Source organism: Burkholderia sp. BE17 (genome assembly GCF_009362305.1).
In the GTDB taxonomy this organism is placed as follows: domain Bacteria; phylum Pseudomonadota; class Gammaproteobacteria; order Burkholderiales; family Burkholderiaceae; genus Burkholderia; species Burkholderia pyrrocinia_C.
In genome coordinates this window covers 61,313-76,954 of the sequence record NZ_WHNU01000002.1, presented here as the reverse complement: position 1 = coordinate 76,954, position 15,642 = coordinate 61,313, and the positions used below count along the sequence as shown (strand labels likewise).

General features: G+C 66.6%; 13 protein-coding genes. 10 read left to right on the top strand and 3 right to left on the bottom strand.

All coding sequences use genetic code 11. The annotated features are described in order from the left end of the window. Positions 1-31 precede the first annotated feature (31 nt). From trpB to GD429_RS02775, 9 genes are all read left to right on the top strand, one after another. Entirely contained in the window at positions 32-1,225 is a 1,194-nt protein-coding gene (gene trpB / locus GD429_RS02815; RefSeq protein WP_152855574.1) for a tryptophan synthase subunit beta, read from the top strand. Between the two features lie 9 nt (positions 1,226-1,234). After that, positions 1,235-2,086 (top strand): DNA-methyltransferase, encoded by an 852-nt coding sequence (locus tag GD429_RS02810; RefSeq protein WP_152855573.1) that lies wholly within the window; start codon positions 1,235-1,237, stop codon positions 2,084-2,086. A gap of 42 nt (positions 2,087-2,128) precedes the next feature. Further along, entirely contained in the window at positions 2,129-2,944 is an 816-nt protein-coding gene (trpA, locus tag GD429_RS02805) for a tryptophan synthase subunit alpha (protein ID WP_152855572.1), read from the top strand. 63 nt (positions 2,945-3,007) lie between these two features. Then, a complete protein-coding gene (gene accD, locus GD429_RS02800) occupies positions 3,008-3,880 on the top strand; it encodes an acetyl-CoA carboxylase, carboxyltransferase subunit beta (protein ID WP_006755101.1) in 873 nt (290 codons plus the stop codon). Positions 3,881-3,979: 99 nt separating this feature from the next. Further along, on the top strand, positions 3,980-5,290 hold the full coding sequence (gene folC, locus GD429_RS02795; protein ID WP_152855571.1) for a bifunctional tetrahydrofolate synthase/dihydrofolate synthase: 1,311 nt from the start codon (positions 3,980-3,982) through the stop codon (positions 5,288-5,290). A gap of 29 nt (positions 5,291-5,319) precedes the next feature. After that, on the top strand, positions 5,320-6,141 hold the full coding sequence (locus GD429_RS02790) for an SPOR domain-containing protein (protein ID WP_152855570.1): 822 nt from the start codon (positions 5,320-5,322) through the stop codon (positions 6,139-6,141). 6 nt (positions 6,142-6,147) lie between these two features. After that, complete coding sequence (locus tag GD429_RS02785) at positions 6,148-6,642, top strand: CvpA family protein (protein ID WP_152855569.1); 495 nt, start codon at positions 6,148-6,150, stop codon at positions 6,640-6,642. A 51-nt stretch (positions 6,643-6,693) separates the two neighbouring features. Further along, complete coding sequence (purF, locus tag GD429_RS02780; protein WP_152855568.1) at positions 6,694-8,226, top strand: amidophosphoribosyltransferase; 1,533 nt, start codon at positions 6,694-6,696, stop codon at positions 8,224-8,226. Between the two features lie 244 nt (positions 8,227-8,470). Then, positions 8,471-9,661 carry an O-succinylhomoserine sulfhydrylase gene (locus GD429_RS02775; protein WP_152855567.1) on the top strand — a complete coding sequence of 397 codons (1,191 nt, stop codon included), beginning with the start codon at positions 8,471-8,473 and terminating at the stop codon, positions 9,659-9,661. A gap of 183 nt (positions 9,662-9,844) precedes the next feature. On the opposite strand, the gene GD429_RS02770 is transcribed toward GD429_RS02775, so the two are convergent. From GD429_RS02770 to GD429_RS02760, 3 genes are read right to left on the bottom strand one after another with little or no spacing between them, the layout of a single operon-like run. Continuing rightward, positions 9,845-10,807, bottom strand: a complete 963-nt coding sequence (locus GD429_RS02770; protein ID WP_152855566.1) for an NAD-dependent epimerase/dehydratase family protein — start codon at positions 10,805-10,807, stop codon at positions 9,845-9,847. Next, on the bottom strand, positions 10,794-11,840 hold the full coding sequence (gene gmd / locus GD429_RS02765) for a GDP-mannose 4,6-dehydratase (RefSeq protein WP_152855565.1): 1,047 nt from the start codon (positions 11,838-11,840) through the stop codon (positions 10,794-10,796). Before gmd ends, GD429_RS02770 begins: the two co-directional genes overlap by 14 nt. Positions 11,841-11,871: 31 nt before the next feature. Further along, positions 11,872-12,939: an acyltransferase family protein gene (locus GD429_RS02760; RefSeq protein ID WP_152855564.1), complete on the bottom strand. Its 1,068-nt coding sequence runs from the start codon at positions 12,937-12,939 to the stop codon at positions 11,872-11,874. A 492-nt stretch (positions 12,940-13,431) separates the two neighbouring features. On the opposite strand from GD429_RS02760, the gene GD429_RS02755 reads away from it, so the two are divergent. After that, on the top strand, positions 13,432-15,624 hold the full coding sequence (locus GD429_RS02755; RefSeq protein WP_193727049.1) for a hypothetical protein: 2,193 nt from the start codon (positions 13,432-13,434) through the stop codon (positions 15,622-15,624). The last annotated feature ends 18 nt before the right edge of the window (positions 15,625-15,642 follow it).

The following is a 15,642-nucleotide window of genomic DNA, read 5'->3' as shown; positions in this document are numbered from 1 at the left end:
CGGGGCGCATCGACCGATCGAGAGAGACACCATGTACAACCTTCCTGATGCTCGCGGCCACTTCGGCCCGTACGGCGGCACGTTCGTCGCCGAGACGCTGATTCACGCGCTGGACGAATTGCGCGCGGCGTATGAAAAATTCCAGCACGATCCCGACTTCGTCGCCGAATTCGAGCGCGAGCTGAAGCATTTCGTCGGCCGTCCGTCGCCGATCTACCACGCGCAGCGCTGGAGCGAGACGCTCGGCGGCGCGCAGATCTACCTGAAGCGCGAGGACCTGAACCACACGGGCGCGCACAAGATCAACAACGTGATCGGCCAGGCGCTGCTCGCGAAGCGCATGGGCAAGAAGCGCGTGATCGCCGAGACGGGCGCCGGCCAGCACGGCGTCGCGACCGCGACGATCTGCGCGCGCTTCGGGATGGAGTGCGTCGTCTACATGGGTTCCGAGGACGTGCGCCGGCAGGCCGCGAACGTCTACCGGATGAAGCTGCTCGGTGCGACGGTCGTGCCGGTCGAGTCGGGTTCGCGCACGCTGAAGGACGCGCTGAACGAAGCGATGCGCGACTGGGTCACGAACATCGAGAGCACGTTCTACATCATCGGCACGGTTGCGGGCCCGCACCCGTACCCGATGATGGTGCGCGACTTCCAGCGCGTGATCGGCGACGAGTGCAAGGTGCAGATGCCCGAGCTCGCAGGCCGGCAGCCCGACGCGGTGATTGCCTGCGTCGGCGGCGGCTCGAACGCGATGGGCATCTTCTATCCGTATATCGACGATCAAGCGGTGCAGCTGATCGGTGTCGAAGCGGCCGGCGACGGCCTCGACACCGGCCATCACGCGGCGTCGCTGATCGCCGGCAGCCCGGGCGTGCTGCACGGCAACCGCACGTATCTGCTGCAGGACGACAACGGCCAGATCATCGAGACGCATTCGGTGTCGGCGGGCCTCGATTATCCGGGCGTCGGCCCCGAGCACGCATGGCTGAAGGACAGCGGCCGCGCGCAGTATGTCGCGATCACCGACGAGGAAGCGCTGAAGGCGTTTCACGACTGCTGCCGGATCGAGGGGATCATTCCCGCGCTCGAGTCGAGCCACGCGATCGCGTATGGGGTGAAGCTCGCGCCGACGTTGCCGAAGGACAAGATCCTGCTCGTCAACCTGTCGGGCCGCGGCGACAAGGACATGCACACGGTCGCCGAGCGATCGGGCATCGAGCTCTGACCCCGACCGATGCGTGACCTGATCGAAGAGCCGGGCGGCGGCGGCGCGAGCGAGGCGGAGGCGGTTCAGCCCGCCGCCGTCGCGCCGCGCGTGCTGCCGTCCGGTATCGAACTGCACAACCGCGATTTCCTGACCGATGCCGCGAACCTGCCGGATGCGTCGATCGACCTGATCGTCGCCGATCCGCCGTACGGGCTCGGCAAGGACTACGGCAACGACTCGGACAAGCGTTCGGGCGACGACTTTCTCGCGTGGACGCGCGAGTGGCTCGAGCTCGCGATTCCGAAGCTCAAGCCGAGCGGGTCGATGTACATCTTCTGCACATGGCAGTACGCGCCGGAAATCTTCAGTTTCCTGAAGACGAAGCTCACGATGGTCAACGAGATCATCTGGGACCGGCGCGTGCCGAGCATGGGCGGCACGACGCGCCGTTTCACGTCGGTGCACGACAACATCGGCTTTTTCGCGGTTTCCAAGGCGTATTACTTCGATCTCGATCCGGTCCGCATCCCGTACGACGCCGACACGAAGAAGGCCCGCTCGCGCAAGCTGTTCGAAGGCAGCAAGTGGCTGGAGATGGGCTATAACCCGAAGGACGTCTGGTCGGTCTCGCGCCTGCACCGGCAGCATGCGGAGCGCGTCGATCATCCGACCCAGAAGCCGCTGGAAATCGTCGAGCGGATGGTGCTCGCAAGCTGCCCGCCGGGCGGCCGCGTGCTCGATCCGTTCATGGGCAGCGGCACGACCGCGGTGGCCTGCGCACGGCAGGGGCGCGACTTCGTCGGCTACGAGATCAACGAAAGTTATTGTGCGATCGCGCACGAGCGCGTGAGCGCGCTCGTCGCACCGGCATGCGCGTGAATCGCGCCGCCGCATCGCCGAACGAATCCTAGGAAAATTGCCATGTCCCGTATCCAGCAGACCTTTGCCGCGCTCGCCGAACAAGGCCGAAAGGGCCTGATCCCGTTCATCACGGCCGGCGACCCGGATCCCGCGAAGACCGTCGAATTCATGCACGCGCTCGCCGAAGGCGGCGCGGACGTGATCGAGCTCGGGGTGCCGTTCTCGGACCCGATGGCCGACGGCCCCGTGATCCAGCGCTCGTCGGAACGCGCGCTCGCGCGCGGCGTCACGCTGAAGAGCGTGCTCGCCGACGTGAAGCGCTTCCGCGAAACCGATGCGAAAACCCCCGTCGTGCTGATGGGCTATGCGAACCCGATCGAGCGGATGGGTGTCGACGCATTCGCGGCCGCGGCGCAGGCGGCCGGCGTCGACGGCGTGCTCGTCGTCGACTATCCGCCTGAAGAGGCGGGGGTATTCGCCGAAAAGATGCGCGCCGCGCAGATCGATCCGATCTTCCTGCTCGCACCTACGTCGACCGACGAACGCATCGCCGACGTCGGCAAGATCGCGAGCGGCTACGTGTATTACGTGTCGCTCAAGGGCGTGACCGGCGCGGGAAATCTGGATGTTTCGAGCATTGCGGGTAAAATCCCGGCCATCAAGTCGCGCGTGCCGGTTCCGGTCGGCGTCGGCTTCGGCATCCGCGACGCCGAAACGGCGCGCGCGGTGGCCGAGGTGTCGGACGCCGTCGTGATCGGCAGCCGCCTCGTGCAGCTGCTCGAAAGCGCCGCGCCGGAAGGCTCCGCCGCCGCGCTGAAGGCGTTCATCGCCGAGCTGCGTGCCGCGCTGGACGGCGCGGGCAAGACGGCGCGATAAACACAACACAGGGAGCGGGCGGGCCATGCGGCCCGGCCCGCCACGGAACAGGGAAACCATACGATGAGCTGGCTCGACAAACTGTTGCCGCCGAAGATCAAGCAGACCGACCCGAAAAGCCGCAAGGGCATTCCGGAAGGCCTGTGGGTCAAGTGCCCGTCCTGCGAGGCCGTGCTGTACCGCAACGACGTGGACGCGAACCTGCACGTGTGCCCGAAGTGCGATCACCACATGCGCATCGGTGCACGCGAGCGCCTCGACGGGCTGCTCGATCCGGAAGGTCGTTATGAAATCGGCCAGGAAATCGTGCCGGTCGACTCGCTGAAGTTCAAGGACAGCCGCAAGTACCCCGATCGTCTGAAGGAAGCGATGGACGAGACGGGCGAGACCGACGCGATGGTCGTGATGGGCGGTGCGATCCACACGCTGCCCGTCGTCGCGGCCTGCTTCGAGTTCTCGTTCATGGGCGGCTCGATGGGCTCGGTCGTCGGCGAGCGCTTCGCGCGCGGCGCGCAGAACGCGCTGGAACAGCACGTGCCGTTCATCTGCTTCACGGCGTCGGGTGGCGCACGGATGCAGGAAAGCCTGCTGTCGCTGATGCAGATGGCGAAAACCACCGCGATGCTGACCAAGCTGGCCGAAGCGAAGCTGCCGTTCATCTCGGTGCTGACCGACCCGACGATGGGCGGCGTGTCGGCGAGCTTCGCGTTCCTCGGCGACGTCGTGATCGCCGAGCCGAAGGCGCTGATCGGCTTCGCCGGCCCGCGCGTGATCGAGCAGACGGTCCGCGAGAAGCTGCCGGAAGGCTTCCAGCGCGCCGAATTCCTGCTGACCACGGGCGCGATCGACATGATCGTCGATCGCCGCAAGATGCGCGACGAGATCGCACAACTGCTCGCGCTGCTGCAGCGACAGCCGGCCGACGCGCTGGCCTGACCGGCGCGAGGTGGTGACTCTGCGCGTCGCCTGGCTTCAGCGTCAGGCGGCGCGCTTCGTTTTTTGGCGTAGTGGCGGTACCGATCCAGATTTGATCCGATGAGCACTTTTCCCACTCTCGACGCGTGGCTTTCGCATCTCGAACGCGCGCACCCGGTCGGCATCGACATGGGCCTGACCCGCATCGGGCAGGTCAAGGCGGCGCTGCAGCTCGAATTCGCATGCCCCGTCATCACCGTCGGCGGCACGAACGGCAAGGGCTCGACCTGCGCGTTCCTCGAGACGATCCTCGTGCGCGCGGGCTACAAGGTCGGCTGCCACACGTCGCCGCACCTGCTCGAATTCAACGAGCGCGCGCGCGTGAACGGGCAGAACGTCACCGATGACGAACTGCTGCCGCACTTCGAGGCCGTCGAAGCCGCACGGACGTCACTGGCCGAGCCCGTGTCGCTCACGTACTTCGAATTCACGACACTCGCGATCCTGCATCTGTTCGCGTCGCGCGGGCTCGACGCGGTGGTCCTCGAGGTCGGCCTCGGCGGCCGGCTCGATGCGGTCAACATCGTCGATGCCGATTGCGCGATCGTCACGAGCATCGACATCGACCACACCGAATACCTCGGCGACACGCGCGAGAAGATCGCGTTCGAGAAGGCCGGGATCTTCCGCGCGGGCAAGCCGGCGATCTGCGGCGATCCGGCCGCGCCGCAAACGTTGATCGACCATGCCGAAGCGATCGGCGCCGACCTGTGGCTCGTCGGCCGCGATTTTCGCTACGAGGCGCAGGCGGGCGCGGAGCGCCAGCAGTGGAGCTACCTCGGCCGCGAGAAGCGCTATCCGGCGCTTGCGTATCCGGCGCTGCGCGGCGCGAATCAGCTGATCAATGCATCGGCCGCGCTCGCCGCGCTCGAGGCGCTGCGCCCGGTGCTGCCGGTGTCCGCGCAGGACATCCGGCTCGGGCTCGCGAACGTCGAGCTGCCGGGGCGCTTCCAGGTGCTGCCCGGCAAGCCGGCGATCGTGCTCGATGTCGCGCACAACCCGCATGCGGCGGCCGTGCTCGAGCAGAATCTCGGCAACATGGGCTTCTTCCCGTACACGTACGCGGTGTTCGGCGCGATGCACGACAAGGACATCGACGGCGTGCTGCGGCATCTGAAAGGCGAGATCGACCACTGGTGCGTGACCGACCTGCCGCTGCCGCGCGCGGCCTCCGCGGAGCAGCTCGAAGCCGCGCTGCGCAAGGCTGGCGTGGAGGAGGGGCCCGACTCGAGCGTCACGCGATACGCGTCGCCGGCCGAAGCGTTTCGCGATGCACTAAAAAGAGCATCCGAGAATGATAGAATCGTGGTTTTCGGCAGTTTCCATACGGTTGCCGGCGTGCTGGCCTACCGTAAATCGCAGCAACACTGACTGACGGGCAGTTTCGGACTCAGCCATTCATGGGAATTTTCTCGTTCGGCAAAAAAGACGACGACGCGCCCACGCGGCGCGGCGGTCGCACCGGGACCTCCCGGAACGTGCGCACGGAGCGCACTGAACGCGTCGAGCGGCGCCCGCGCCGCACCGAGCGTCCGGAATCGGACGCACTTCTCCTCGATCCGACCCTTCCAGAAAAGCAACGCGCGCGCCGTCGCCTCGTTGGCGCGATCGCGCTCGTCGTGGCCGCCGTGATCGTGCTGCCGATGGTGCTCGATTCGCACCCGAAGCCGGTGACGGACGACATCGCGATCGACATCCCGAACCGGCCCGCGCACCAGGCGGTCGCGCCGCGTGACGACGATGCGTCCGACATGCAGGCAGGCGTCGCGCACGACGAGCCGCCGGCATCCGACACCGCCGTCGCGGCGGTTCCGGCGCCTGCGCCGAAGGATGCCGCCAAGCCGGCCGCGAAACCCGATACGACCACCACGGCGAGCGTGACGCCGCCGAAGCCGGCACCGAAACCGGCCGCCCCCGCGCCGAAGCCGGCTCCGGCGACCGTCGCGAATGCCGACGCCGCGAGCCCGGACAGCGGCGACGCATCGTCGCCGGCGTCGCCGGCCGGTGCGCGCTTCGCGGTGCAGCTCGGTTCGTTCAAGGATGACGCGACGGCCCGTTCGTGGGCCACCAAGTTGAAATCTGCGGGTGTGCCCGCATATGTCGAACATCGCAAGCAGGCGGACGGCAGCACGGCTACACTGTTGCGTGCCGGCCCGTTCGCGGATCGCACGGCGGCTTCCGCCGCGATCGCGAAGGTGCGCGAAGCCGGTCTGACGCAGTAACGCACGATGCTGACGGCTTTCGACTACGCTGTATTGGCGGTGATCGTGTTGTCGGCGCTGCGCGGTGCGTGGCGCGGCTTCGTGTCGGAGATTTTCGGGCTGATCGGCTGGATCGCGGCGATCGTGATCGCCGGTCGCTATGTTGGGCTGGTCGTGCCGTACATTCCGGCGAACTGGCCGGGCGGCGCGCTGACGCAGTGGGTGATCGCCTTCGCGTTGGTCGTGATCGGTGTGGTACTGGTCGCCGGCGTCGCGAACGCGCTGCTGTCGCGGATCGCGCAGGCGAGCGGCCTGGGCGGCGTCGACCGCTCGCTGGGCATGATGTTCGGGCTCGTCCGCGGCTGTGTGCTGGTGGTGCTGCTGGTCGCGGCGGCCGGGCTGACCGAACTGCCCAAACAGGAATTCTGGCGCAATGCGCTATTGCGTCCTTTTGCCGAACAGGGCGTGCACGAGCTGAAGCAGCTCCTGCCCGACGGCATGGCCCAGTATGTACGCGTGTGACGACGCGGCCGGGCAGGACGTAACCGATTTTGTCATTCTGAAGGACATGCCATGTGCGGCATCGTAGGCGTTATCTCCCAATCTCCGGTCAACCAGCTGATCTATGACAGCCTGCTGCTGCTGCAGCATCGCGGTCAGGACGCGGCGGGCATCGCGACGGCGGACGGCAGCAATTTCCACATGTACAAGGCGAACGGCATGGTGCGCGACGTGTTCCGCACGCGCAACATGCGCAGCCTGCCCGGCACCTACGGCATCGGCCAGGTGCGCTACCCGACGGCCGGTTCGGCGTCGAGCGAAGCCGAGGCACAGCCGTTCTACGTGAACGCGCCGTTCGGCATCATCCTCGCGCACAACGGCAACCTGACGAACTGGCAGCAACTGAAGGACGAGATGTTCCGGATCGACCGCCGGCACATCAACACCAATTCCGACAGCGAAGTGCTGCTCAACGTGTTCGCGCACGAGCTGCAACTGTCGACCACGGGCCTCGAGCTCGATCCGGCCTCGGTGTTCAAGGCGGTTTCCGGTGTTCATCGCCGCCTGCAGGGCTCGTACGCGATCGTGTCGCTGATCGCCGGCTACGGCCTGCTCGCGTTCCGCGATCCGTTCGGCATCCGCCCGCTCTGCATCGGCAAGCTCGAAACCGAGCACGGCACCGAATGGATGGTCGCGTCGGAGTCGGTCGCGGTCGAAGGCATCGGTTTCGAATTCGTGCGCGACGTGCAGCCGGGCGAGGCGATCTTCATCGACCCGGCCGGCAACTTCCACAGCCAGCAATGCGCGGAGAAGCCGACGCTGAATCCGTGCATGTTCGAATACGTGTACCTCGCGCGTCCGGATTCGTGCCTCGACGGCGTGCCCGTCTACAACGTGCGCCTGCGCATGGGCGACTATCTCGCCGAGAAGATCAAGCGCGAGTTGCCGAACGTGCCGATCGACGTCGTGATGCCGATTCCCGATTCGTCGCGCCCGGCCGCGATGCAGGTCGCCGCGAAGCTCGGCGTCGAGTATCGCGAAGGCTTCTTCAAGAACCGCTACGTCGGCCGTACGTTCATCATGCCGGGGCAGGCCGTGCGCAAGAAGTCGGTGCGCCAGAAGCTCAACGCGATGAGCATCGAGTTCAAGGACAAGCACGTGCTGATCGTCGACGATTCGATCGTGCGCGGTACGACCTCGCATGAAATCGTGCAGATGGCGCGCGATGCGGGCGCGAAATCGGTGATCTTCGCATCGGCGGCGCCGCCCGTGAAGTTCCCGAACGTGTACGGCATCGACATGCCGACGCGCGGCGAGCTCGTCGCGCACGGCCGCACCGACGATGAAGTCGCGAAGATCATCGGCGCCGACCACCTGATCTACCAGGACGTCGACGACCTGCGCCGCGCGGTGCGCGACATCAACCCGAAGCTCGAGGGCTTCGAGGCGTCGTGCTTCGACGGCAACTACATCACCGGTGACGTGACGCCCGAGTATCTCGATACGATCGAGCGCGCGCGCCTCACGCCGGCATCGCAGGCCGATCGCGATACGGCCGGCGACACCCAGCGCTCGCAGATGAACCTGCAGCTGTCGGTCGAGTGACACCGGCGCACGCTTTTTCCGAAGCGTGATAGGATGTGGCCTTGCGTCGATTTGATTCAGCTTGCGGACGCGGGGCGACTTCCCAAAACAGCTAAAGCGAAGGCCGGCGGCAGTCGGCCCGAGTCGATCGCTGTCGTACCGCACCGAAGCCCGCTGATGCCGACGCATAGCGGGCTTTTTGTTTTGGCCTGGTTTTGACTTGGCTTGCGCGACACGCGCGGCCATCGAATACGGAAAACGGAACATGGACGACTCCCTCAACTTCGACACGCTTGCCGTGCGCGCGGGCACGCTGCGCAGCGACTTCAACGAGCACTCGGAAGCGCTGTTCCTCACGTCGAGCTTCTGCTTCCAGAGCGCGGCCGACGCGGCCGAGCGCTTCGCGAATTCGGAAGACTACTTCACCTATTCGCGCTTCACGAACCCGACCGTCACCATGTTCCAGGAGCGTCTCGCGGCGCTCGAGGGCGGCGAGGCGTGCATCGCCACTGCCTCCGGGATGGCCGCGATCATGTCGGTCGTGATGTCCGCGCTGCAGGCGGGCGACCACCTCGTCAGCTCGCGCAGCCTGTTCGGCTCGACGCTCGGGATGTTCTCGCAGATCTTCAGCAAGTTCGGGATCACGACGACCTTCGTCGACCCGACCGACCTGAACGCATGGCAGGAAGCCGTGCGGCCCGAAACGAAGATGTTCTTCCTCGAGACGCCGTCGAACCCGCTGACCGAACTCGCCGACATCGAGGCGATCGGCAAGATCGCGAAGGCAGCGAACGCGCTGTTCGTCGTCGACAACTGTTTCTGCAGCCCGGTGCTGCAGCAGCCGCTGAAGCTCGGCGCGGACGTCGTGATGCACTCGGCAACGAAATTCCTCGACGGGCAGGGCCGCGTGCTCGGCGGCGCGCTGGTCGGCTCGAAGGAATTCATCATGGGCAAGGTGTTCCCGTTCGTGCGCAGCGCGGGCCCGACGCTGTCGGCGTTCAATGCGTGGGTGTTGCTGAAGGGGATGGAGACGCTGTCGCTGCGCGTCGAGAAGCAATCGGCGAACGCGCTGGAAATCGCGCGCTGGCTCGATTCGCATCCGGCGGTGGCGCGCGTGTTTCATCCGGGCCTCGAGTCGCACCCGCAGTACGAACTCGCGAAGCGTCAGCAGAAGGCGGGCGGCGCGATCCTGTCGTTCGAGCTGAAGGGCGACACGCCCGAGCAGCAGCGCGCGAACGCATGGCGCGTGATCGACAACACGAAGCTGATCTCGATCACCGGCAACCTCGGCGATACGCGCACGACGATCACGCATCCGGCGACGACGACGCACGGCCGCATCACGCCGGAAGCGCGCGCGGCGGCGGGGATTACCGAAGGTTTGATTCGCTTGTCGGTCGGCCTCGAGCACGCGGGCGACCTGCGTAACGATCTCGTGCGCGGCCTGGAGGGCTGAGCGACGCGGTGCTTTCGCCGCATCGACGCATCGACGACAACGCATCGACGACAACGCATCGACGACAACGCATCAACGACAACGCATCAACGACAACGGGCCGCCTGCAAAGCAGACGGCCCGTTGTTTTTTTCGCATGAAGCTGCCGTCCGGCGCACCGCGTTAGCGTATGCGCCGCGTGATTCAGCCGCCGTGCCCTTGCGGCGTGGCGCGCATCGCATCCACCATCCACCGCAGCGTTTCGTCGAGCGGCGTGACGGGCAGCTCGCCCACCGCGCGCCGCAGCTTGTCGCGCGACCCGCTCAGGCTTTTCACCTCGTTGTGCCGCACGAAACGCGGATCGACAGTCACGTCGATCACGTAACCGGCGATGCGCGACAGCATCGCCAGCACTTCCTTCAGCGAATACGCGCGCTCCGAGCAGACGTTGAACGTCTCGCCGGCCGGCGCCGCTTCGAGCAGCTTCAGATAGGCGGCCGTCACGTCGCGCACGTCGGAGAAATCGCGGCTCACGTCGAGATTGCCGAGCGAGATGCGCGGTTCGTTGCGCGCGTAGTGCGCGGCAAGCTTCGGCAGCAGATACGCTTCGCCCTGACCGACGCCCGTGTAGTTGAACGGCCGCGCGATCGCGATCGGCAGCCGGTCGGCCCACAGCTTCGCCGCGTATTCCATCGCGAGCTTGCTGACCGCGTAGTCGTTGGCGGGGGCGGGCGAGACGGTCTCGTCGAGCACGCCGGCCGTCGAATTGCCGTAGATGTTCGCACTGCTCGCGAGCAGCACGGCCGACGGGCGGCGGTCGAGGCCCGCGAGCGCAGCCAGCAGGTTGCGTGTGCCGACGATGTTGACCGCGTAGGTCTGCGACGGCTCGTCCTGCGCGACATGCGCGCGCGCGGCGAGATGCACGACCGCATCGGGCCGCGCATCGGCCGCCGCCGCGCGCATCGCGTCCGCGTCGAGCAGGTCGACGGGCAGCAGCGTGCAGTGCGCGAAGGCCGGATCGTCGGGCCGCGGCGCGCCGGGCGCGATCGTGCCCCAGACGTCATAGCCGGCCGCCTGCAGGCGCTCGGCCATGTAGCGGCCCGTGAAGCCCGTCAGGCCCGTGACGAACGCACGGCGCGACGGGCGTCCGGCTTCAGAACGTGTCATGGTGTTGATTCCGCGTCAAATCCGCTTCGACCATCATCTGGCAAAGTTGTTCGAGCGTCGTCTTCGGCACCCAGCCGAGCTTGGATTTAGCCTTGTCCGCGCAGCCGATCAGCAGGTCGACCTCGGCGGGGCGGTAGAACTTCGGGTTCACTTCGATCAGCACGTTGCCGTTCGACGCGTCAAGGCCGCGTTCCTGCTCGCCCTTGCCGGTCCATTCGAGCTGGTAGCCGGCAGCCGCGAATGCCATCTGCACGAAGTCGCGCACGGTCTCGGTGCGATCGGTCGCGAGCACGTAGGTGTCGGGCTCGTCGGCCTGCAGCATGCGCCACATCCCTTCGACGTATTCGAGCGCGAAGCCCCAGTCGCGCTTCGCGTCGAGGTTGCCGAGCTCGAGGCGGGTCGCCTTGCCGAGCTTGATCTTCGCGACGGTGTCGGTGATCTTGCGCGTGACGAACTCGCGGCCGCGCAGCGGCGATTCGTGATTGAACAGGATGCCGCTGCTGCCGAACAGGCCGTACGACTCGCGGTAGTTCACGGTCATCCAGTGCGCGTACAGCTTCGCGACGCCGTAGGGGCTGCGCGGGTAGAACGCGGTCGTTTCGGTCTGCGGAATCGCCTGGACCTTGCCGAACATCTCGGACGTCGACGCCTGGTAGAAGCGCGTCTTCGGGCTCACGACGCGGATCGCCTCGAGCAGGTTCAACGGGCCGAGGCCCGTCACTTCGGCAGTCGTCGTCGGCTGGTCGAACGACACGCCGACGAAGCTCTGCGCGGCCAGGTTGTACAGCTCGTCGGGCTGCGTGCGTTCGAGCAGGCGCAGGCTCGAGCCCGCGTCGGTCAGGTCGTGTTCGACGAGCGTGAGGTTCGGGTGCGTGTCGACGCCGAGCTCGGCGATGCGCCAGAAATTCACCGAACTGGTGCGGCGATAGGTGCCCGTGACCTCGTAGCCCTTGTCGAGCAGCAGCTTGGTCAGGTAGGCGCCGTCTTGCCCCGAGATTCCGGTAATGATGGCCTTCTTGCGAGTTTGGCTCATGGCGTTGTCCTGGTAGAAGCGAAAGGGAAAATCAGGCGGTCGTGCTGGTGGCGGCAGCCGGCAGCGCGCGGCGTGCGGGGCCGCGCGTCAGGCGCCGTTCGAAGCCGTACCAGCTCAGGGTCGCGTAGGCGAGCGTGATCGCGAGCGCGAGCGCGGCCGTGACGAAGCGGTTCAGGTGCAGCGGCCAGAGCGCGTACAGCACGCTCAGGTGGATCAGGTACACGGTGTAGCTGACGGTGCCTACGTAGACGAGCATCGGGTTCGTCAGCACGCGCTGCACGATGCCGCGGCCGCGCAGCGCGATCACGACGATCGACGTGCACAGCAGCAGCGAGATGCTGTAGAGCGCCGCATTCGACAGCGGCGTGTTCGCGGCGCGAAAGCGCGGGAACGACAGGTGCAGCCAGCCGAGGATCGCGAGCGACACGAGCGCGCCGAGGATCGCGAGCGGGTAGAACGGCTCCAGCGCGCGCCGGTCGCGGCGCAGCACGATCGCGAGCAGCGCGCCCGCGGCGAGCAGGTCCATCCGGAACGGCGTCAGGTAGTAGATCGGCCAGAACGAGTCGAACCACGGCGTCGCGATCGCGCGCAGCACCGGCGCCGCGACGATCAGCGCGGCGGCGACCCACAGCAGCGCGCGCTCCGAGCACCACAGCACGACGAACGGCCAGAAGATATAGAACTGCTCCTCGACCGCGAGCGACCACAGCACGTTCAGGCTGTCGTGGCCGATGCTGCCGAGCGACAGACCGATATTGGTCGAGAAGAAGGCGAACCACGGCCAGTGCGGCAGCCAGCTCGCACCGAACAGGAGCGTCGACACCACCAGCAGCAGCACGTACGGCGGCAGGATGCGGCGCACGCGGCGAGCGTAGAAGTGGCTGAAATACGACTGCCCGCGCGCCTTGCGATCGAGCAGGATGCCGGTGATCAGCAGGCCGCTCAGCACGAAGAACAGGTCGACACCCATCCACAGCGGCGCCTTCAGCGCGTGCTGCAGGAACACGGCGCCGACCGCGATCGCGCGCAGCCCGTCGAGCTGCACGATGCGGCCGTGTTGCGGCGGGGCCAGGTCGGCGGGTCGCGAAATGCCCGTCATCGCGCCGCTCCTTCGCGACGCGCGGCGGGGGCCGCGGCGTGTCGCACATCCGATGCGTGAACGTAATGCATGCCTTTAAATGAAATATCGAATCGAAAACGATTCTAGGGAAAAGAAATCGGCAAAAAAACGCGCGCCATTTATCTGACGACAAACATTCAAATGCCGATTATTCCGATCGTGAGATGAAAGGTTGATGCCCGGGCAGCCGCGACAGGCGGTGCGAGGCGGCACTTTCTACGTGGCGACGTGCGAGAGGCGGTCGTTATTGCCGTTTTCAGGCGCCATTTCGCGCTTGTTCCGGTTCGATATTTCAGGCGGAAACATCCCCAAATATTTCCAAATTTCTTGTGATTATTTTTGCTTGTAACCTGCATCGCGACGTTTGAAACCTATTTAGCGACAGGGTGCGCCGGCGGTAGTCCGCGGCGGTGCCGGTCGCTGTTGCATCGAGTCTGGAGAAGCGCATTGCGACGTCTGATTCTGGTAGGCATGACGGTATGCGCGACGCTGCTGACGAGCGTCGCGCCGGCCGAAACGGTGTTGCCCGCGACGACGTCGTGGATCGGCAACACGTTCGGCTATGGCGACGGCAGCTGGACGCAGATCGACATCCGCGCGATCGCGGTGACGCCTGAAGGCAAGGTGTATACGAATGCGCCGTGGGACGAAAGCGGGGCCGAGGCGAGCGTCTACCAGGACGGGAAGATGCTCGGCTTCGCCGGTGGCACGCACGGCTGGGGCAATCTCGGCGGCAACGCGATCGCCGTGAACAGCAAGTACGCGTATGTCGCGATCGGCGTCGGCAACGAGCGCGGCCACCTGCAGTCGCCCGGCATCTGGCCGGACAAGGGCAAGCAGTGGTTCGGCATCTCGCGGCGCACGATCGGCGACATGAAGCAGCCCGCGCCGTTTCGCGCGGCGCCGCAGGTCGCGCCGGGCGGGCGTGCCGACGCCGGCCGCGCGCGCATGGCCGCGAGCTTCATGATGATGAACGAGGTGCCGGCCCCCGCGCGCTCGGAAGTGGGCGAGGTGAAGGCGGAAGTGGGCGGCCTCGCGGCCGACGACAAGACGCTGTTCGCGACCAATCCGTCGCATGACGTGGTGGACGTGTACGACGCGGAGACGATGCAGCAGAAGGGCACGTGGAGCGCGCACGAGCCGGGCCGCATCGCGCTCGCGGGCGACGGCACGCTGTGGCTGCTCACGGACACGCTCAACGGCCCCGCGCACCTCGTGCACGTGCGCGCGGATGGCCGCAAGCTCGACGACGCGCCCGCGCTGCCCGAAGGCACCGACGCGGTGGATGTCGCGGTCGACGCGAAAGGGCGCGTGCTCGTCGCGGACAACGGGCCACGCCAGCAGATCCTGATCTTCTCCAAAGGCGGCAAGGGTTATGCGCAATCCGGCACGCTCGGCGAGCGCGGCGGCATCTTCGCCGGCCCGGTGCCGGGGCGGCCGGGGCCGCAGCGCTTCAACGGGCTGACGGGCGTCGGCGTCGATCGCGCGGGCAACGTGTATGTCGCGATGAACGGCATCGGGCCGCGCCACGACACGATCGGCGCGGGGCTCGGCGCGGTGCTCGAAAGCTACACGCCGGACGGCAAGCCGCGCTGGCAGGTGCAGGGGCTGCTGTTCGTCGACGGCGCGTGGCTCGACCCCGCGCGACCGAACAGCGTGTACACGGGCAACAAGCGCTTCGAGCTCGACCTGTCGAAGCCGCCGGGCCAGGACTGGAAATACGTCGGCTTCCTGTCGAACCGCTTCAAGTATCCGGACGATCCGGTGTTCCACACGGACCAGTATCCGGGCATGCCGATCGCGCGCCGCGTCGACGGCCGCACGTTCCTGTACCTGACCGACATGTATGCCGATCACCTGAAGATCTACCGCTTCGACGCGAAGCGCGACGGCGAGGTCGCGATTCCGTCGGGCCTGATCGCGGGCCGCGCGCGGCCGGTCGACAAGGTGCCGAACAAGCCGCCCGGCGGCGACTGGCTGTGGCGCGATGCGAACGGCAACGGCCGGCTCGACGCCGACGAGTTCGAGATCAACACGACCGGCAAGGCGAAGGCGGGCGGCTGGGGCTGGTGGGTCGACACGAAGGGCGACATCTGGCGCACGAGCGACGTGCGCGGCATTCACCGGTTCAGCTATGGCGGCGTCGACAAGGCCGGCAACCCGATCTACTCGTACGACAAGGTCACGACCTACCCGATGCCGCAGCCGTTCACGCAGTTGCGCCGCTCGATCTACGACGCGCAAGCGGACACGCTGTACGTGACCGGCTACACGGCCGACGCGCCGCCGCAGCCGGGCATCAACAAGGAAGTCGGCCGCGTGCTGGTGCGCTTCGACAAGTGGTCGAGCGGCTCGCCCGTCGTGCGCTACACGGTCGCGCTGCCGTGGCAGCTCGACGCGAAGCCGATCCTGGACCTGATCGGGATCACGGTCGAGGGCCGCTACATCTTCACCGTGGAGCCGGTCGGCAAGATCCACGTGTACGACAAGGACACCGGCAAGGAAGTGGGCGTGATGAACCCGGGCACCGAAGTCGGCAAGGCATCCGGCTGGGTCGACGTGCCGTTCGGCATCAGTGCGCTCCGGCGCGAGAACGGCGAGTACCTCGTGTTCGTCGAGGAAGACGCGCGCGGCAAGGTGCTGATGTATCGCTGGAAACCGTGACGGGCGGCGCGCCGTCGT